The 18,477-nt window shown below is 68.8% G+C and carries 18 protein-coding genes and 1 pseudogene; 18 read left to right on the forward strand and 1 reads right to left on the reverse strand.

Translation table 11 applies throughout. The features are described from left to right. Position 1 precedes the first annotated feature (1 nt). From ACN8HC_RS18595 to pyrF, 12 genes and pseudogenes are all read left to right on the forward strand, one after another. Positions 2-1,315, forward strand: coding sequence for an ABC transporter substrate-binding protein (locus ACN8HC_RS18595; RefSeq protein WP_490076343.1), 1,314 nt, complete (start codon positions 2-4; stop codon positions 1,313-1,315). 149 nt (positions 1,316-1,464) lie between these two features. After that, the gene (locus tag ACN8HC_RS18600) at positions 1,465-2,409 is read left to right on the forward strand and encodes a carbohydrate ABC transporter permease (protein ID WP_490076344.1); all 945 of its coding nucleotides are present in this window, start codon (positions 1,465-1,467) and stop codon (positions 2,407-2,409) included. Next, positions 2,402-3,265: a carbohydrate ABC transporter permease gene (locus tag ACN8HC_RS18605; RefSeq protein ID WP_490076345.1), complete on the forward strand. Its 864-nt coding sequence runs from the start codon at positions 2,402-2,404 to the stop codon at positions 3,263-3,265. The genes ACN8HC_RS18600 and ACN8HC_RS18605 overlap by 8 nt, the downstream gene beginning before the upstream one ends. A gap of 146 nt (positions 3,266-3,411) precedes the next feature. Beyond that, positions 3,412-3,972 carry an elongation factor P gene (gene efp, locus ACN8HC_RS18610; protein WP_490076346.1) on the forward strand — a complete coding sequence of 187 codons (561 nt, stop codon included), beginning with the start codon at positions 3,412-3,414 and terminating at the stop codon, positions 3,970-3,972. A 61-nt stretch (positions 3,973-4,033) separates the two neighbouring features. Further along, complete coding sequence (gene nusB, locus ACN8HC_RS18615) at positions 4,034-4,471, forward strand: transcription antitermination factor NusB (RefSeq protein ID WP_490076347.1); 438 nt, start codon at positions 4,034-4,036, stop codon at positions 4,469-4,471. A gap of 51 nt (positions 4,472-4,522) precedes the next feature. Next, positions 4,523-4,846, forward strand: a pseudogene (locus ACN8HC_RS18620) (heparan-alpha-glucosaminide N-acetyltransferase domain-containing protein); the annotation flags it as partial. Between the two features lie 181 nt (positions 4,847-5,027). Then, on the forward strand, positions 5,028-5,609 hold the full coding sequence (gene pyrR, locus ACN8HC_RS18625; protein ID WP_490076348.1) for a bifunctional pyr operon transcriptional regulator/uracil phosphoribosyltransferase PyrR: 582 nt from the start codon (positions 5,028-5,030) through the stop codon (positions 5,607-5,609). Beyond that, complete coding sequence (locus ACN8HC_RS18630) at positions 5,606-6,535, forward strand: aspartate carbamoyltransferase catalytic subunit (RefSeq protein WP_490076349.1); 930 nt, start codon at positions 5,606-5,608, stop codon at positions 6,533-6,535. Before pyrR ends, ACN8HC_RS18630 begins: the two co-directional genes overlap by 4 nt. Further along, positions 6,532-7,935 (forward strand): dihydroorotase, encoded by a 1,404-nt coding sequence (locus ACN8HC_RS18635; RefSeq protein ID WP_490076350.1) that lies wholly within the window; start codon positions 6,532-6,534, stop codon positions 7,933-7,935. The genes ACN8HC_RS18630 and ACN8HC_RS18635 overlap by 4 nt, the downstream gene beginning before the upstream one ends. After that, positions 7,932-9,119: a glutamine-hydrolyzing carbamoyl-phosphate synthase small subunit gene (carA, locus tag ACN8HC_RS18640; protein WP_490076351.1), complete on the forward strand. Its 1,188-nt coding sequence runs from the start codon at positions 7,932-7,934 to the stop codon at positions 9,117-9,119. Before ACN8HC_RS18635 ends, carA begins: the two co-directional genes overlap by 4 nt. Further along, positions 9,119-12,454: a carbamoyl-phosphate synthase large subunit gene (gene carB / locus ACN8HC_RS18645; RefSeq protein ID WP_490076352.1), complete on the forward strand. Its 3,336-nt coding sequence runs from the start codon at positions 9,119-9,121 to the stop codon at positions 12,452-12,454. The genes carA and carB overlap by 1 nt, the downstream gene beginning before the upstream one ends. 6 nt (positions 12,455-12,460) lie before the next feature. After that, positions 12,461-13,321 (forward strand): orotidine-5'-phosphate decarboxylase, encoded by an 861-nt coding sequence (pyrF, locus tag ACN8HC_RS18650; RefSeq protein ID WP_490076353.1) that lies wholly within the window; start codon positions 12,461-12,463, stop codon positions 13,319-13,321. 60 nt (positions 13,322-13,381) lie between these two features. Here the strand turns inward: pyrF and ACN8HC_RS18655 are convergent, their stop codons facing one another. Then, positions 13,382-13,639 carry a hypothetical protein gene (locus ACN8HC_RS18655; RefSeq protein WP_490076354.1) on the reverse strand — a complete coding sequence of 86 codons (258 nt, stop codon included), beginning with the start codon at positions 13,637-13,639 and terminating at the stop codon, positions 13,382-13,384. Between the two features lie 167 nt (positions 13,640-13,806). Between ACN8HC_RS18655 and mihF the strand changes: the two genes are divergently transcribed. From mihF to ACN8HC_RS18685, 6 genes are all read left to right on the forward strand, one after another. Beyond that, positions 13,807-14,133, forward strand: coding sequence for an integration host factor, actinobacterial type (mihF, locus tag ACN8HC_RS18660; RefSeq protein ID WP_490076355.1), 327 nt, complete (start codon positions 13,807-13,809; stop codon positions 14,131-14,133). Positions 14,134-14,222: 89 nt separating this feature from the next. After that, the gene (locus ACN8HC_RS18665; protein ID WP_490076359.1) at positions 14,223-14,843 is read left to right on the forward strand and encodes a guanylate kinase; all 621 of its coding nucleotides are present in this window, start codon (positions 14,223-14,225) and stop codon (positions 14,841-14,843) included. A gap of 37 nt (positions 14,844-14,880) precedes the next feature. Continuing rightward, entirely contained in the window at positions 14,881-15,144 is a 264-nt protein-coding gene (gene rpoZ, locus ACN8HC_RS18670; protein WP_183319593.1) for a DNA-directed RNA polymerase subunit omega, read from the forward strand. 14 nt (positions 15,145-15,158) lie between these two features. Beyond that, entirely contained in the window at positions 15,159-16,367 is a 1,209-nt protein-coding gene (gene coaBC / locus ACN8HC_RS18675; RefSeq protein ID WP_490076356.1) for a bifunctional phosphopantothenoylcysteine decarboxylase/phosphopantothenate--cysteine ligase CoaBC, read from the forward strand. Positions 16,368-16,430: 63 nt separating this feature from the next. After that, positions 16,431-17,645, forward strand: coding sequence for a methionine adenosyltransferase (gene metK, locus ACN8HC_RS18680; protein ID WP_490076357.1), 1,215 nt, complete (start codon positions 16,431-16,433; stop codon positions 17,643-17,645). Between the two features lie 106 nt (positions 17,646-17,751). After that, positions 17,752-18,477: primosomal protein N' family DNA-binding protein (locus ACN8HC_RS18685; RefSeq protein ID WP_490076358.1), on the forward strand; the 726-nt coding region annotated here is incomplete at its 3' end.

The following is an 18,477-nucleotide window of genomic DNA, read 5'->3' on the forward strand; positions in this document are numbered from 1 at the left end:
CATGCGCAAGCAACTCCTCGCCATCGCCATGGCCACCACGGTCGTCGCATCCGTCGCGGCCTGCAGCTCCGGCTCCTCCGGCTCCGGGGCGAAACAGACCGGGGCCGCAGCGCAGCCGTCGAACCTGGCCGACCTGAAGGCGAACATCACCTACGCCATCTGGGGCAGCAACGAGACCGCCGCCGCCGACAAGATCGTCGCGGACTTCAACAAGACCTATCCGAACGTGCACGTGAGCGTTCAGACCGCGCCGTACGCCAGCTACTGGACCAAGCTGCAGACCGAGGCGTCGTCCAAGACGCTGCCGGACGTGTTCTGGATGAACGGCCCGAACTTCCAGCTGTACGCCTCCCACGGCATGCTGCAGCCGATGACCGGCTTGACAGCCGCCAAGAAGATCGACCCGGCCGACTACCCCGCCTCGCTCAACAAGCTCTACACCTTCAAGGGCGTGCAGTACGGCGCACCGAAGGACTTCGACACCATCGCCGTGCTGGTCAACAAGCAGCTGTTCAAGCAGGCCGGCGTGCCACTGCCGAAGGCCGGCTGGAGCTGGGCCGACTTCGACCGGACCGTGACCCAGCTGCGCGCCAAACTGAAGCCGCAGAAGAAGTTCGCCGTCGACGCCGACCTGGTCAACGGCGGACAGCAGACCTACTACAACACGATCGCGCAGGCCGGCGGCTACGTCATCTCGCCCGACGAGAAGAAGTCCGGCTACGACACCCCGGCGGGTGTCAAGGGCCTGAAGTTCTGGTCCGACCTGGTCGCCAACGGTTCGATGCCGACACTCGCGCAGCAGGCGGACACCGCGGGCCTGAGCCGATTCCTGTCCGGCACCGTGGCGATGTTCTGGGACGGCGACTGGGACGTCAAGCAGGCCGCCGACTCCAAGATCGGCAAGAACCTCACCGTCGTACCGCTGCCCAAGGACGTCAAGCAGGCCACGATCATCCACGGCCTGGCCAACGTGATTAGTTCCAGCACCAGCCACCGGGCCGCGGCGGAAGCCTTCGTGACCTACTTGTCCGGCAAGCAGGCCGCCGTGACCTGGGCCAAGGAGGCCGGCGTCATTCCGGCATACAACGGCGCGCAGCAGGAGTTCCTCTCGGTGGCACCAGACGCGAATCTGCAGGTGTTCCTCGACGGGGCCGCGAAGTATGCCGTGCCCTACCCGGTCAGCAAGAACACCGACGCCTGGGCGAACGCCGAGGGCACGATCCTCCCGCCCGGTTTCTCCGGCCAGCAGCCGATCTCGAAGGTCGCGGCACAGATGGCCACGGAGATGAACAAGGACCTGGCCAAGGAGAAGTGACGTCGCCATGAGCGAGCGCAGCGAGCGACCGAACGAGCACAGGGCGAATGGCGACGCCCGACGTAGGAGGGCGACGCCATGAGCGAGCGCAGCGAGCGACCGAACGAGCACAGGGCGAATGGCGACGCCCGACGTAGGAGGGCGACGCCATGAGCTCGACCATCGAGGCGCGGCCCTCGTCCGGGGCGCTCAGTTCCCGGCGAGGCACCCGCCGGCGTCGGCTGGACCGGCAGGGCATCTGGCCCTGGCTGTTCATCGCGCCGATCACCCTCGGCACCGGTGTGTTCTACATCTGGCCGATCTTCCGCAACTTCTACCTGAGCTTCACCACCTCGGGGCCGTTCGGCGGGACCACCTGGACCGGGCTGGCCAACTACTCGGAGCTGTTCTCCAACTCGGACCTGCTCAGCGCGTTGCTCCACACCGTGATCTACACCGTCATCGTCATGTTGGGTGTCCCGCTGGCCCTGGTGCTGGCCGCACTGATCAATCGGCCCGGGCTGCGGTTCGCCCGCGGCTACCAGACGCTGTTCTTCCTGCCGTATGTCGCGATGCCGGTGGCGATCGCGCAGGTGTGGAAGGTGATCTACAACGGCGACTACGGCATCCTCAACGCATTCCTCGGCCTGTTCGGCATACAGCACATCTACTGGGTGTCGACACCGGGCTGGGCACTGATCGCCACGTCCGTCGTCGGTCTGTGGATCTCGTTGGGATTCAACATGATCGTGCTCCTTGCCGGGCTGAAAGGCATCCCGCCGGAGCTCCACGAAGCGGCATCGATCGACGGCGCCTCGCACTGGCGGCAGTTCTTCGCCATCACGGTGCCCATGGTCAGCCGCACGACGTTCTTCCTCAGCGTCGTCACCGCGATCGGCGGCTTCCAGCTCTTCGACCTGCTGTTCGTCCTCATCGGCCCGAACAACCCGGTGATGTCGCAGACCCAGTCGCTGGTCTTCCTCTTCTGGCACGCGTCGTTCCAGGACAACGACCAGGGCTACGGAGCTGCCATCGCCGTGATGATCATGGTCGTCATCGGGCTCATCACCGCCGTGCAGTTCGCGCTCCAACGCAAGTGGGTCAAAGATGTCTGACCTCGCCCTCCCACGCGTCTCCCGCCGGTCCCGCCCCGCCGCGACCCGCCGCGGCAGTCACTGGCTCGTGCACCTCGTGCTCATCCTCGGCGGCGTCACCATGCTGTTCCCGTTCGTCTGGCAGATCATCCTCAGCCTGTCCACCCAGGCCGAGGCGCAGAGCGTGACGCCGACCCTGCCGTCGACCCTGCAGTGGTCCACCTACGCCGACGTCTTCGACCAGCTGCCGTTCATGCACCAGTTCTGGGTGTCGGTGCTGATCACCGTGCTGCGCACCGCCGGTCAGCTCGCGTTGTGCTCGCTCGGCGGATATGCGTTCGCCCGTATGCCGTTCCGCGGCCGCGGCGTGATCCTGGCCGGCATCCTGTCGATCCTGATGGTCCCGAGTCAGGCGTTCCTGCTGCCGCAGTATCAGATCGTCGAAGGCCTCGGCTGGCTCAACACGGTCCAGGGCATCGTGGCACCGGGGATGTTCAGCGCCTTCGGAACCTTCCTCATGCGGCAGTTCTTCCTGGGGCTGCCGGACGAGTTGGAGGAAGCCGCCCGGCTCGACGGGTGCAACCCGCTCCAGGTCTTCTGGAAGGTCATGCTGCCGCTGATGAAGCCGGCGCTCGCCGCGCTCGGCATCATCACCATCCTCTGGTCCTGGAACGACCTGCTGTGGCCGCTGGTGGTCGCGACCGACCAGAACCACATGCCGCTGTCGGTCGGGCTGGCCACGCTGCAGGGCAACCACACCACCGATCTGCCGCTGGTCATGGCCGCGAGCCTGCTCGCGATGGCCCCGATCCTGGTGATGTTCCTGCTGATGCAACGCCGGGTCATCGATGGGATCGCGACCTCTGGTCTCAAGTAGGGGTGTGACGGCCGGTAGCATGGTGCCTCCCGCCACTTTGCGCGGCTGCCGCACGCCCGGATCCGGCAGCTGCCGCAGGCAGTGGCGCGGCATACATCCGTCAGCGCCCGGTGGGCGCACGTCGATCCGAAAGAGAAGAGCGAAACGTGGCATCAACCAACGACCTGAAGAACGGTCTGGTCCTCAACATCGACGGCCAGCTGTGGTCCGTGGTGGAGTTCCAGCACGTCAAGCCCGGCAAGGGTCCGGCGTTCGTGCGCACCAAGCTGAAGAACGTCCTGTCCGGCAAGGTCGTCGACAAGACGTTCAACGCGGGCGTGAAGGTCGAGACCGCCAGCGTCGACCGCTCCGACATGCAGTACCTCTACAAGGACGGCAACGACTTCGTCTTCATGGACACCAAGACCTACGACCAGCTGCCGATCCCGGCGGAGACCGTGGGCAAGGCCGCCGACTACCTGCTGGAGAACCAGGAGGCCATCGTCGCGCAGCACGAGGGCACCGTCCTGTATGTCGAGCTGCCGGCCTCGGTCGTGCTCGAGATCAGCCACACCGAGCCCGGCCTGCAGGGCGACCGCTCGTCCGGCGGCACGAAGCCGGCCACCCTGGAGACCGGCGCCGAGATCCAGGTGCCGCTGTTCCTGGAGCAGGGCACCAAGGTCAAGGTCGACACCCGCGACGGCTCCTACCTGGGCCGCGTCAGCTGATGAACACCCCACGAAGTTCTCCGCTCGTACCTCGCTCCGATACTTCGCGGGGACCCCGCCGATGAGCACCACCCCTGCCCGGCACGGCTCACGGACCAAGGCGCGCAAGAAGGCGCTCGACCTGCTCTTCGAGGCCGAGCAACGCGGCGTCAATGCCCGTGAGCTGGTCGACCAGCGGGTCGAGGCGCCGACCACCCAGACGCCGCTGCCGGCATACACCGTGCAGATCGTCCGGGGCGTGGTGGAGCACTGGGCCGCGATCAACGACGCGCTTCAGACCTACAGTTCGAGCGACTGGCCGCCCGAACGGATGCCGGCCGTCGACCGGTCGCTGCTGCGCGCGGCGACCTGGGAGCTGGTGTGGGCCTCGGACGTCGACGCCCCGGTCGTGATCTCCGAGGCGGTCAAACTGGCCCAGGAGCTGTCCACCGACAGCTCGCCGAAATTCGTCAACGGGCTGCTCGACAAGATCGCCGCCGTCAAAGAGTCGCTGGTCTGACGCAGCCGATCTGAGTTCTCGTCGGGGCGTCGCTGGTGCTCGCGCACGGACGGCATCCGGTGGAACTCGTTCTGCCGCCGAGAGGTCGAGTTCGTCGTGCCGGCGTTGCTCGTGACGCTGGCGAGCTGGGTCTACCGGCCGGGGGAGATCATCACCTTCGGCATCCTGAACTCGAGGCGGTCGCGCGGTTGCGGTCGTGGTCACCGTCCCGCGCGCCGGTGCGCTGGGTCGGCGTGTTCGGACGCCATACCCTCGCGATCTATCTGCTCCACCAGCCGATCGTGTATGGCGTGCTCTGGCTGCTCGCCCAGTCCTCACCCCCCCTTTGCCGAGAGGCTCAGAAACACCTCGAGCGGCTCACTTACAGCGGTCTGACGGCGCGAACGTTCTGAGCCTCTCGCGCGTAGGTGAGCCTCTCGGGCGAATGGGGAAGACGGGGGTGGCCGACCGGAGGGTGGACGTGGTGCAGGGCACACTGCGGCGGGCGGTAACCTTGCCTCGTTCGACATCCTTTAACGATTCCGTCCTGTGAGGCGGCGAAGGAGGTCTACGACGCATGGAGCGTCCTGACTCAGCTGTGCCCAGGACCGAGGCGGATCCGCCCGGCCGCATCGTGCTCAACTCTTCCGACATCGCTCGTGCCCTGCGACGCATCGCGCACGAGATCGTTGAGCACAACAAGGGTGTGCAGGACCTGGTGGTCCTCGGCATACCGACCCGTGGTGAAGCACTCGCCCACCGCATCGTCACCCTGCTGCGCGAGATCGAGGGTGCCGACGTGCCCGCCGGGTCGCTCGACGTGACGATGTACCGGGACGACCTGCGCAGCCAGCCCACTCGGGCGGTCGGCAACACCACGATCCCGGACTGCGGCGTCGACGGACGGACCGTCGTCCTCGTCGACGACGTGCTCTACTCCGGACGCACCGTGCGGGCGGCGCTCGACGCGCTCGGCGATCTGGGCCGGCCCAAGGCGGTCCGTCTCGCGGTCCTGGTCGACCGGGGGCACCGCGAGTTGCCGATCCGGGCCGACCATGTCGGCAAGAACCTCCCGACCGCGCGCGCCGAGCGGGTCAGCGTGCGCTTGGCCGAGCAGGACGGCGCCGAAGAAGTCCGCATCGCGGAAGGAGTGTCATGAAGCACCTGCTCTCCGCGGCGGACCTGAGCCGGGAGGACGCCGAACTCATCCTGACCACCGCCGCGCAGATGCACGACGTGCAGCACCGCGAGGTCAAGAAGCTGCCGGTGCTGCGCGGCCGCACGATCGTCAACCTCTTCTTCGAGGACTCCACGCGCACCCGCTCCTCCTTCGAGATCGCCGGCAAGTGGCTGTCCGCCGACGTCATCAACGTCTCGGCGAAGGGCTCCTCGGTGAGCAAGGGGGAGTCGCTGCGGGACACGGCCATGACGGTCGCCGCGATGGGTGTGGACGCCCTCGTCATCCGCCATCACGCGAGCGGGGCGCCGCAGCAGGTGACCGACTGGGTCGATGCGGCAGTCGTCAATGCCGGTGATGGGACCCACGAACACCCGACGCAAGCACTGCTGGACGCCTACACCATGCAGCGCCGGCTCGGCGACCTCGCCGGCAAGCGGATCGGCATCATCGGCGACCTGACCCACTCGCGCGTGGTGCGCAGCAACCTGATCCTGCTGCGGACGCTCGGCGCCGACGTGACGCTCGTCGCTCCTCCGACGCTGATGCCCAGTGGCATCGCGAATTGGGCTGCCGCCGAAGGATTTTCCTACACCTACGACTTCGACGAGGTGCTCCCCAAGCTGGACGCGGCGATGATGCTGCGCGTCCAGAAGGAGCGTATGACGGGCGGGTTCTTTCCGACACCGCGCGAATACACGGTCGGCTACGGCCTGACCCGGGACCGGCTGCACGCGCTGCCGGACCACGCGGTGATCTGCCACCCCGGCCCGATGAACCGCGGCCTGGAGATCACCGCCGACGCCGCTGACGAAGCGCGTTCGCTGATCCTCGATCAGGTGTCGGCCGGTGTCGCGGTGCGGATGAGCGTGCTCTACCACCTGCTCGGAGGGGCTGAGACAGCATGACGAAGTACCTGATCAAGGGCGCCGATCTGCTCGGTGCCGGCCGGCAGGATCTGCTGATTCGCGACGGCGTGATCGCCGAGGTCGGCACCGTCGACGCGGGCGACGCCACGGTCATCGACGCGGACGGACTGATCGCCCTGCCGGGCCTGGTGGACCTGCACACTCACCTGCGCGAGCCGGGCCGGGAGGACGCCGAGACGGTCGCCACCGGATCGGCTGCGGCTGCTGCCGGCGGCTTCACCGCCGTGCTCGCCATGGCCAACACCACCCCGGTGACCGACACCGCGGAAGCTGCGGAGCGGGTCTTCGAACTCGGCCGCAGCTGCGGTCTGGTGGACGTGCAGCCCATCGGCGCGGTGTCGAAAGGCCTTGCCGGAGAAGAACTTGCCGAGCTCGGCCTGATGGCGCGCAGTCGTGCCGGGGTCCGCGTCTTCTCCGACGACGGGCACTGCGTGCACGACGCACGGCTCATGCGCCGGGCGCTGGAATACGTCAAGACCTTCGGCGGCGTCGTGTCGCAGCACGCCCAGGAGCCACGGCTGGCGGACAAGAACGCCTGCTGTCACGAGGGCGAACTCTCCGGACGGCTCGGCCTGCCCGGCTGGCCCGGTGTCGCGGAAGAAGTGATCGTCGCGCGCGACGTGATGCTGGCCCGGCATACCGGATCCCGGGTGCACATCGCGCACGTCTCGACCGCGGGGTCGGTGGAGGTGATCCGCTGGGCGAAGGCGCAGGGGATCGCGGTGACCGCCGAGGTGACTCCGCACCACCTGATGCTCGACACGACCCGGCTCAGCGACTACGACCCGACGTTCAAGGTCAACCCGCCGCTGCGTCCGACCGAGGACATCGCCGAACTGCGAAAGGCGTTGGCAGACGGCACGATCGACGCAGTCGCCACTGACCACGCACCACACGCACGGCACGACAAGGAGCACGCCTTCGCCGAGGCAGCCTTCGGGATGCTCGGCCTCGAGCAGGCGCTCCAGGTCGTCAACACGGTGATGGTGCAGCCCGGGATGATGAGCTGGGCGCAGGTCGCCGAGGTCATGTCGGTCACGCCTGCCCGGATCGCCGGACTCAGCGGACACGGCCGGCCACTCGCGGCGGGCGAGCCCGCCAACCTCACCCTCGTCGACCCCACCGCCACCGTGGAGATCGACCGCGCCGTCTCATGCTCGTTGTCGCGCAACAACCCCTGGCACCAGATGACGCTCACCGGCCGGGTGCAGTCCACCTTCCTGCGCGGCCGACCGACCCTACTCGACCAGGAGGAAGCCCCACAAAGTTCTCCGCTCCTTCGCCCCACCCCGCGAAGTTCTCCGCTCCTTCGTCGCTCCGATACTTCGCGGGGACCCCAGGCTCGTCGCTCCGATACTTTGAGGGGACCCCAGAAATGACCATGAACCAGACTCATCCAATCGATCCGCTGACCGGGCGTGGCCGCGCGATCCTCGTGCTCGAGGACGGCACTTCCTTCGACGGCTTGGCGTACGGCGCGATCGGCGAGACCTTCGGCGAGGCCGTCTTCTCGACCGGCATGACCGGCTACCAGGAGACCCTCACCGACCCCAGCTACCACCGGCAGGTGGTCGTGATGACGGCACCGCACATCGGCAACACCGGTGTCAACGACGAGGATCGGGAGTCTCAGCGGATCTGGGTCAGCGGGTATGTCGTGCGCGATCCTGCGCTGCGGCCGTCCAGCTGGCGCTCACGGCGGACTCTCGAGGACGAGCTCGCCGACCAAGGTGTGGTCGGCATCTGCGACATCGACACCCGGGCCCTGACCCGGCACCTGCGCGAGTCCGGCGCGATGCGGGTCGGGATCTTCGCCCGGACCGACCAGCCGGTGGACGCCCTGGCGCAGCGCGTGCGCGAGCAGCCGCAGATGGCCGGCTCGGAGCTGGCCTCCGAGGTCAGCACCGACCAGACCTATGTCGTGCCGCCGGTGGGTGAGAAGCGTTTCACGGTGGCAGCGGTCGATCTGGGCATCAAGGCGATGACGCCGCAGCGGATGGCGGAGCGGGGGATCGAGGTGCACGTGCTGCCGGCGGACTGCACCTTCGAACAGATCCAGGCGGTGCACCCGGACGGCGTCTTCTTCTCCAACGGCCCGGGCGACCCGTCGACCGCGCCGCAGGTGACGGTGCTGCAGCAGGTCCTCGAGGCCCGGATCCCGTTCTTCGGCATCTGCTTCGGCAACCAGCTGCTCGGCCGGGCGCTGGGCTTCGGCACCTACAAGCTGAAGTACGGCCACCGGGGCATCAACCAGCCGGTGCTGGACCGCACCACGGGCAAGGTCGAGGTCACCGCGCACAACCACGGGTTCGCGGTCGACGCACCGCGTGACGGCGAGCCGGTCCAGGCACCCGCCGGTGCGCAGTTCGGGCGAGTGCGGGTGTCGCACATCGGCCTCAACGACGACGTGGTCGAGGGGCTGGAATGCCTTGACATTCCGGCGTTCTCGGTCCAATACCACCCTGAGGCAGCCGCCGGGCCGCACGACGCGGCATACCTCTTCGACCGGTTCGTGGAGCAGCTCGCACAGCACACGACCGACGCGACCAAGGAGAACAACTGATGCCGAAGCGGGACGACATCAACAGCGTGGTGGTCATCGGCTCCGGCCCGATCGTCATCGGCCAGGCATGCGAATTCGACTACTCCGGCACCCAGGCCTGCCGCGTGCTCCGGGAGGAGGGCCTGCGGGTCATCCTGGTCAACTCCAATCCGGCGACGATCATGACCGACCCGCAGTTCGCCGACGCGACGTATGTCGAGCCGATCACCCCCGAGGTGGTCGAGTCGATCATCGCCAAGGAGCGTCCGGACGCGGTGCTCGCGACCCTGGGCGGCCAGACGGCGCTCAACACCGCGATCGCCCTGCACGACGCGGGTGTGCTGGAGAAGTACGACTGCCCGCTGATCGGCGCCAGCGTCGAGGCGATCCAGCTCGGCGAGGACCGGGAGCGCTTCAAGGGCGTCGTCGAGCGGTGCGGTGCCGAGTCGGCCAAGTCGATCATCTGCCACACCATGGACGAATGTCTTGCAGCGGCAAACGAACTCGGCTACCCGATGGTCGTGCGCCCGTCGTTCACCATGGGTGGTCTCGGCTCCGGGTTCGCGTATGACGAGACCGACCTGCGCCGCATCGCGGGCGCCGGGCTGCACGCCAGCCCCACCACCGAGGTGCTCCTGGAGGAGTCGATCCTCGGCTGGAAGGAATACGAGCTGGAAATCATGCGCGACCGGGCGGACAACGTCGTGGTCGTCTGCTCGATCGAGAACTTCGACCCGATGGGTGTGCACACCGGCGACTCGATCACGGTGGCCCCGGCGCTGACCCTCACCGACCGTGAATACCAGCGGTTGCGCGATGTCGGCATCGCCGTGATCCGCGAGGTGGGAGTGGAGACCGGCGGCTGCAACATCCAGTTCGCCGTCAACCCGGAGGACGGGCGGATCATCGTCATCGAGATGAACCCGCGCGTGTCCCGCTCCTCGGCCTTGGCTTCCAAGGCAACGGGTTTCCCGATCGCCAAGATCGCCGCGAAGATGGCCATCGGCTACACCCTCGACGAGGTCCCCAACGACATCACCCGGGAGACGCCGGCAAGCTTCGAGCCAACCCTCGACTACGTCGTGGTGAAGGTGCCGCGGTTCGCGTTCGAGAAGTTCCCCGCGGCCGACCCGACACTGACCACGACCATGAAGTCGGTCGGTGAGGCGATGGCGATCGGGCGCAACTTCACCGAAGCGCTGCAGAAGGCGCTGCGGTCGCTGGAGCGCTCCAGCGCCAGCTTCCACTGGGATCCGGACAACGCACCGAGCCGGGAGATGGGTCTCGCCCTGCTGGAGCAGGCCGGCACGCCGACCGACGGCCGAATCGTCCTGGTGCAGCAAGCTCTGCGCGCCGGGTTGAGCGTCGAGGAAGTGCACGACGGCACCAAGATCGACCCGTGGTTCCTCGACCAGATCCAGCTGATCAACAAGGTCGCCGACATCGTCGCGGGCGCCGAGCAGCTCACCCCGGAGCTGCTCACACTCGCCAAGCGGCACGGCTTCTCGGATGCGCAGATCGCGCAGCTGGCCGGCATGCCCGAGGCGGTCGTCCGCGGCCTGCGCTACGCGCTCGGTGTGCGGCCGGTCTACAAGACGGTCGACACCTGCGCTGCGGAGTTCGCCGCCCGGACCCCGTACTACTACTCCAGCTACGACCAGGAGTCGGAGGTGCTGTCGCGCGAACGCCCCGCGGTGATCATCCTCGGCTCGGGGCCGAACCGGATCGGCCAGGGCGTCGAGTTCGACTATTCCTGCGTGCACGCGTCGTTCGCCCTGCGCGACAAGGGTTTCGACACGGTGATGATCAACTGCAACCCCGAGACGGTGTCCACCGACTACGACACCTCCAGCCGGCTCTACTTCGAGCCGCTGACGCTGGAGGACGTGCTCGAGGTGTTCCACGCCGAGCAGCAGGCCGGCCCGATCGCCGGGGTGATCGTGCAGCTCGGTGGCCAGACGCCGCTCGGGCTGGCGCAGGCCCTCAAGGACGCCGGCGTGCCGATCGTCGGCACCACGCCGGAGGCGATCGACCTGGCGGAGGACCGCGGCGCGTTCGGGCGGGTGCTCGCCGAAGCCGGCCTGCCGTCGCCGAAACACGGCACGGCATACAGCGCGGAAGAGGCGCTCGAGGTCGCGCGCGAGATCGGCTACCCGGTGCTCGTGCGGCCGTCATACGTGCTCGGCGGCCGTGGCATGGAGATCGTGTATGACGACGAGACACTCATCGACTACATGACTCGCGCGACGCGCGCGTCCAACGACCACCCGGTCCTGGTCGACCGCTTCCTGGACGACGCCATCGAGATCGACGTCGATGCGCTCTTCGACGGCACCGACATGTATCTGGGCGGGATCATGGAGCACATCGAGGAGGCCGGCATCCACTCCGGCGACTCGGCGTGCACCTTGCCGCCGGTCACCCTGGGCGCCGAGGAGATCGAGCGCGTGCGCGTGTCGACCCGGGCGCTCGCCGAAGGCGTCGGTGTGCGCGGGCTGATGAACGTCCAGTACGCCCTGGCCCATGACACGCTCTACGTGCTGGAGGCCAATCCCCGTGCCAGCCGGACGGTTCCGTTCGTCGCGAAATCGACCGGTGTGCCGCTGGCCCAGGCCGCGGCGCGAGTGATGCTGGGTGAGTCGATCCAGCAGCTGCGCGACGCCGGGCTGCTGCCGCCGGTCGGCGACGGCAGCATGCTGCCCGCCGACTCCGCGATCGCGGTCAAGGAGGCAGTGCTGCCGTTCAAGCGCTTCCGGACCCGCGAGGGCGAGGTGGTCGACAGTCTGCTCGGTCCCGAGATGCGCTCGACGGGTGAGGTCATGGGCTTCGACGACGACTTCGGCGCGGCATTCGCCAAGAGCCAGCTCAGCTCGGTGACCGGCCTGCCGCACGAGGGGTCGATCTTCGTGTCGGTCGCGAACCGCGACAAGCGGGCGATGATCTTCCCGGTCAAGCGGCTCGCGGACCTCGGCTTCGACATCCTCGCGACGACCGGAACGGCGGATGTCTTGCGCCGCAACGGCATTGAGGCGCAGGTGGTGCGCAAGCACAGCGAGGGCACCGGTGAGCACGGTGAACCGACCATTGTCGACCGCATCCTCGAGGGCGAGGTCGCCATGGTGGTCAACACTCCGTCCGGACAAGGGGCCCGCGCGGACGGCTATGCCATCCGGGCGGCAACCACGAGCATGGACCGGCCGATCATCACGACGGTGCAGCAGCTGGCGGCCGCGGTGCAGGGCATCGAGGCGCAGCTGGCCGGGCCGTTCAAGGTGAAGCCGTTGCAGGACCACGCGAGGGACCTCGACCTCTATGGGCGCCGACCCAAGCGCGACGAAGAAACCGGCAGGAAGTGAATCGCCGTGGAGCCGTTCGGAATCCGACTCGGTGAGGCCGTCGCGCGGTTCGGTCCGCTGTGTGCCGGCATCGATCCGCACGCGTCGCTGCTGAAGGCCTGGGAGCTGCCGGTCTCGGTGCAGGGGCTGCGCCGGTTCGCCGAGATCACGGTGGAGGCGTATGGCGGCCAGGTCGCCATCGTCAAGCCGCAGAGCGCGTTCTTCGAGCGATTCGGCGCCGCCGGGGTGGAGGTGCTGGAGGACGTGCTCGCAGGACTGCGCGAACTCGGCACGCTGAGCCTGCTCGACGTCAAGCGCGGTGACATCGGGTCGACCATGCTCGCCTATGCGGAGGCCTATCTCGATGACGCGTCGCCGCTGCGCGCGGACGCCATCACGGTCAGCCCGTTCCTGGGATTCGGTTCTCTCGCGCCGGCGTTCGACCTGGCGCGGCGCACGGACCGCGGCGTCTTCATCCTCGCGATGACCTCCAACCCCGAGGGCGCATCGGTCCAGCACGCGTCCTGGGACGGCGACACGGTGAGCGGCGCGATCATCGACGCGGTGTCCGACGCCAACGCGCTGGCGCCCGCGGACGGCTTCGGTGACGTGGGCATGGTGGTCGGTGCGACGGTCGGCAAGGACATCGCCGATCTCGGGCTGACCGAGCGGCTCGCCCAGTCCCGTGCGCCGCTGCTGGCGCCCGGGGTGGGCGCGCAGGGCGCGACCATCGGCGATGTCGGGCGCGGGTTCGGGCCGGCCTCGCGGCTGGTGCTGCCCGCCGCCTCGCGGGCGCTGCTGGCGTCGGGCCCGGACGTGGCCGCGTTGCGGCACGGCTTGCACGCCGCCCAGGAGGAGGCGCGGACGCTCAGCCAGCGCCCGGTCTGAGCTTTCCCAGTCCGCGTCAACCGGTGAGGTGCTTCAGTGCCTCCCGGCGGGACAACGGGGTCAGCGCCGGCCGAAGCGGAAGTATGCCGCGGGCAGCAACCCGGCCGAGTTCACCACCGGCAGCACCATCGCCCAGGCCCATTTCGGGCCGCGGACCTCGTCGGCCGGGCGGCGGGCCAGGTCGATGAGCGCGGCCGTCTTGGCGGCGGTGTCGATGGCGGAGCCGACAAGGATCAGCGTGCGCTGGACCGAACTGAGTGCGTGCCACTTCCGGCTGAGCGTGGCGGACAGGCGGGTGTCGATCGTCTCGGAGCTCATCGCGCCACTGTAATCGCCTGCGAGCAGGTCTTTTCGGGGCGCGGGCGCGCCGCCGCGGCGGACCCTCGTTGCCGAACGACGCGGACACTCGCTAGGTTCGCTGGGTGCGGATCGACGCCGCACGGAGACCGAGTTCTTCGCATCTGACGCACGCAGGAGAAAGTCACGTGGCCCTACCGCAATTGACGCCGGAACAGCGCGCCGAGGCACTCGCCAAGGCGGCCGCGGCGCGCCGAGAACGGGCTGAGGTCAAGAACCGCCTGAAGTATGCACAGGGCTCCCTGCGCGAGGTGATCGAGGCGGGCAAGGACAACGAGGTCATCGGCAAGATGAAGGTCTCGGCGCTGCTGGAGTCGCTGCCCGGCGTCGGGCGGGTGCGGGCCCGGCAGATCATGGGCGAGATCGGGATCGCCGAGACCCGTCGCGTCCGCGGCCTCGGCGCCAACCAGGTGCAGCGGCTGCTGGAACACTTTGAGCACGGCGGGGATTCGTGACATCGGAGCACGCATCTGACGGGCCGGCAGACACCGACTGCGCCCCGTTGGTCGTGCTTGCCGGACCCACCGCGGTCGGCAAGGGCACGGTGTCGGCATACATCCGCGAGCACTATCCGGAGGTGTGGCTCTCGGTGTCGGCGACGACCCGGCCGGCCCGGCCGGGGGAGATCGACGGCACGCACTACCACTTCATCAGCCAGCAGCAGTTCGACGAGATGGTTGCCCACGGCGACTTCCTCGAGCACGCGATCGTGCACGGCCGGGCCAGCTACGGCACTCCCCGCGGACCGGTGCTGCAGGCGGCCGCCGAGGGCAAGCTGCCGCTGCTGGAGATCGACCTGCAGGGCGCCCGGCAGGTCCGGGAGCAACTCCCCGAGGCCTACTTCGTGTTCCTTGCGCCGCCGAGCTGGGAGGAGCTGGTCCGCCGACTCGTCGGCCGGGGGACCGAAACGGAGGCCGAGCGCGAGATCCGGCTGGCGACGGCGCGACGCGAACTCGCGGCGCAGGANGGTCCGCCGACTCGTCGGCCGGGGGACCGAAACGGAGGCCGAGCGCGAGATCCGGCTGGCGACGGCGCGACGCGAACTCGCGGCGCAGGAGGAGTTCGACACCACCATCGTCAACGACGATGTTCGGCGCGCCGCCGAGGAACTCGTACACTTGATGCAGCAGCACGTGTGCGCCGTCCCCGACAGCGCCCGAGCTGATCGCCAATCACCCACCAACTAGAAGCGAGATTTCTTCGTGTCTGGCACCAAGGCCGCCCCCGAGGGCATCACCAACCCGCCGATCGACGACCTGCTGCAGGTCGCCGACTCCAAGTACGCGCTGGTCATCTACGGCGCCAAGCGGGCGCGGCAGATCAACGCCTACTACTCGCAGCTGTCCGAGGGTCTGCTGGAGTATGTCGGCCCGCTCGTCGACAGCCAGGTCAACGACAAGCCGCTGTCCATCGCGCTGCGCGAGATCAACGACGGGCTGCTGTCGATCGAGCAGGTCGAGGCCTAAGCGCCACCCTTTCCATGCGCATCGTTCTCGGCGTGAGTGGGGGCATCGCCGCCTACAAGGCGTGCTCGCTGCTGCGCCGGTTCACCGAGGCAGGTCACGACGTGACCGTGATCCCGACCGCGGCCGCGCTGCGCTTCGTCGGCGCACCGACCTGGGCGGCGCTCTCCGGCAAACCGGTCGCGGACGACGTGTGGACGCGCGTGGAGGACGTGCCGCACGTCCGGCTCGGCAAGCAGGCCGACCTGGTCGTCGTGGCACCCGCGACGACGGACCTGATCGCCAAGGCCGCCCACGGGCTGGCCGATGACCTGCTCACCAACACGCTGCTGACCGCTCGCTGTCCGGTCGTCTTCGCACCCGCCATGCACACCGAGATGTGGCTCCACCCGGCCACCGTCGCCAACGTCGCGACGCTGCGGGAGCGCGGTGTGCACGTCATGGACCCCGATTCGGGGCGGCTCACCGGCGCCGACACCGGCCCCGGCCGCCTGCGCGAACCCGATGAAATCGCTTCCTACGCCTTGGGACTCGTGCCCAACGCCGATGGGTCGCTGCGTGGTCGCCGCGTGGTGGTCTCCGCGGGCGGCACGCGAGAGCCGATCGACCCGGTGCGGTTCGTCGGCAACCGGTCGAGCGGCAAACAGGGCTACGCGCTCGCGGCGGTCGCGGCCCAGCGCGGTGCGGACGTCACGCTGGTGAGCGCCAATGCGTCGCTCCCGGTGCCCGACGGCGTGCAACTCGTCGAGGTCGAGACCACCCTGCAGCTGCAGGACGCGGTCACCGCCGCGGCCAAGGACGCCGACGCCGTCGTGATGGCCGCCGCGCCGGCGGACTACCGGTCCGCGTCATACGCCGAGCACAAGATCAAGAAGACCGGGGGCGGCGGCGACCTGGTGCTGCACCTGGTCGAGAACCCCGACATCGTCAAGGGCCTCGTTGCCGCACGTGGCGAGGCGACGACACCGCTGATCGTCAGTTTCGCGGCCGAGACCGGGGACGCGGGCGGCTCGGTCATGGAGCACGCCCGGGCGAAGTTCGTCCGGAAGGGGAGCGACCTGCAGGTCGTCAACGAGGTCGGACCGGGCGTGACGTTCGGTCAGGACGAGGCCGCCATACACATCCTGACGCGGGACGGTGCCGAGACGACCGTCGGCCCGGCCGACAAGCTCACCCTCGCCGCGGCCATCTGGGACGCCGTCGAGCGCATCTTGGAAACGGTCTAGGATCCGAAGCGGTCCGGCGTTCCGCCGACCAGCCAGCAGCCGCTGCACACGAAGGAGCAACCTGTGGCCCGTCTGTTCACCTCGGAATCCGTCACCGAGGGACACCCCGACAAGATCTGCGACCAGATCAGTGACTCGATCCTGGACGCCATGCTCGCCGAGGACCCCAAGTCCCGCGTCGCCGTGGAAACGATGGTGACCACCGGTCTCGTGCACGTCGCCGGCGAGGTCCGGACCAAGAGCTACGTGCCGATCGCCCAACTCGTCCGGGACACCATCGTCGAGGTCGGCTACGACTCCTCGCTCAAGGGCTTCGACGGGCACTCCTGCGGCGTGTCGATCTCGATCGGCGAGCAGTCGCCCGACATCGCGCAGGGCGTGGACACCGCGCACGAGCACCGTGCCGAGGGCGGCACGGACGTCCGCGACAGCCAGGGTGCCGGCGACCAGGGGCTGATGTTCGGCTACGCCTGCTCCGACACCGCCGAGCTGATGCCGCTGCCGATCTTCCTGGCGCACCGCCTCTCCGAGCGGCTCACCAGCGTCCGCAAGAGCGGCGAGCTCGCCTACCTGCGGCCGGACGGCAAGACCCAGGTGACCATCGGGTATGACGGCGACAAGGCAGTCCGCCTCGACACCGTCGTGCTGTCGACCCAGCACGCCCCGAACATCTCGCTCGAAGGCATGCTCGAGCCGGACATCGACACCCACGTCATCAAGCCGGTGCTCGAGGAGCTCGCTGCGACGGGCAACTCCCTGGACACCTCCTCCTACCGCAAGCTGATCAACCCGACCGGCGTGTTCGAGATCGGCGGCCCGATGGGGGACGCGGGTCTCACCGGCCGCAAGATCATCGTCGACACCTACGGCGGCATGGCGCGGCACGGCGGTGGCGCATTCTCCGGCAAGGACCCGTCGAAGGTCGACCGCTCGGCGGCATACGCGATGCGCTGGGTGGCCAAGAACGTCGTCGCCGCCGGTCTCGCGGACCGCTGCGAGGTCCAGGTGGCCTACGCGATCGGCAAGGCGCAGCCGGTCGGACTCTACGTCGAAACCTTCGGCACCGAGACCCAGCCGCTGGACAAGATCCAGGACGCGATCACCACCGTCTTCGACCTGCGCCCGGCGGCCATCGTCGAGGAGTTGGACCTGCTGCGGCCGATCTACAAGCCGACCGCGGCCTACGGCCACTTCGGCCGCACCAAGGCCGACGGCGTCGAGAACGCCTTCACCTGGGAGCGCACCGACAAGGTGGAGGCGCTGCGCCGCGCCATCTGACGCCTACGACTCCGCACAGAACCGGGGCGTCCCGAAGGACCGACGGTCGGTCTGTGGGGACGGTATGCCGCCAGGGCTGTCCGAGGCATCGCGTATAAACGGGGGCATGCAGCCGTCCGATGAGCCCCGCACCGGGCGCAGGACGGAAGCGAGCAGGCCGAAGCCGGCGACGCCGCAGCAGTTGCAGCTGTTGCACGCCGCGGCGCCCAAGGTCGTGACCGAGCGCGTTCGGGCCGTCCCGGACACCCCCGCCGTTCCGCTGCCCGTGGGGCGTGTGGTGCTCGACGTCTCGTTGCCGCACTTGGACCGGCAGTTCGAATACGCCGTGCCGGCGGAGCTGGCCGACGCCGCGCAACCGGGTGTGCGGGTCAAGGCGCGGTTCGCCGGCAAGGACGTGTCCGGTTACGTCGTCGAGCGCACCGCCGAGGCGGAGCACACCGGCACGCTGACCCCGTTGCGACGCGTGGTGAGCCCGGAGCCGGTGCTGACGCCCGCGGTGCTCGCCGCCGCGCGGGAGATCGCCGATCACTACGCCGGTCCGCTGGCCGACGTGCTCCGGCTGGCCGTACCACCCCGGCACGCCGCCGCCGAGAAGGCGCTCGACGCCAAGCCGGCCCCAGCTGTCGTGCGACCGACGGCACCTGATGCCGTTGCCTGGCGGCGCTACCCGGCAGGAGAGGCGCTCCTGCGACGCCTCGCGGACGGCGACGACCCGGCCGCCTCCTGGCTCGCCGCGCCGACCGTCGACCCGGCGCTGGACTGGCCGGCCGCGCTGGCGCAGGCGGCCCGAGCGACGCTGCGCGGCGGACGCGGCGCGCTCCTCGTCGTGCCC

It is taken from the genome of Flexivirga sp. YIM B11880, from assembly GCF_058148645.1.

What these genes read in the sequence shown, in the direction of transcription:
- ACN8HC_RS18595 (WP_490076343.1), top strand. Translation starts at nt 2, where the DNA reads ATGCGCAAGCAACTCCTCGCCATCGCCATGGCCACCACGGTCGTCGCA.
- ACN8HC_RS18600 (WP_490076344.1), top strand. Translation starts at nt 1,465, where the DNA reads ATGAGCTCGACCATCGAGGCGCGGCCCTCGTCCGGGGCGCTCAGTTCC.
- ACN8HC_RS18605 (WP_490076345.1), top strand. Translation starts at nt 2,402, where the DNA reads ATGTCTGACCTCGCCCTCCCACGCGTCTCCCGCCGGTCCCGCCCCGCC.
- nusB (WP_490076347.1), top strand. Translation starts at nt 4,034, where the DNA reads ATGAGCACCACCCCTGCCCGGCACGGCTCACGGACCAAGGCGCGCAAG.
- pyrR (WP_490076348.1), top strand. Translation starts at nt 5,028, where the DNA reads ATGGAGCGTCCTGACTCAGCTGTGCCCAGGACCGAGGCGGATCCGCCC.
- ACN8HC_RS18630 (WP_490076349.1), top strand. Translation starts at nt 5,606, where the DNA reads ATGAAGCACCTGCTCTCCGCGGCGGACCTGAGCCGGGAGGACGCCGAA.
- ACN8HC_RS18635 (WP_490076350.1), top strand. Translation starts at nt 6,532, where the DNA reads ATGACGAAGTACCTGATCAAGGGCGCCGATCTGCTCGGTGCCGGCCGG.
- carA (WP_490076351.1), top strand. Translation starts at nt 7,932, where the DNA reads ATGACCATGAACCAGACTCATCCAATCGATCCGCTGACCGGGCGTGGC.
- carB (WP_490076352.1), top strand. Translation starts at nt 9,119, where the DNA reads ATGCCGAAGCGGGACGACATCAACAGCGTGGTGGTCATCGGCTCCGGC.
- ACN8HC_RS18655 (WP_490076354.1), bottom strand. Translation starts at nt 13,639, where the DNA reads ATGAGCTCCGAGACGATCGACACCCGCCTGTCCGCCACGCTCAGCCGG.
- coaBC (WP_490076356.1), top strand. Translation starts at nt 15,159, where the DNA reads ATGCGCATCGTTCTCGGCGTGAGTGGGGGCATCGCCGCCTACAAGGCG.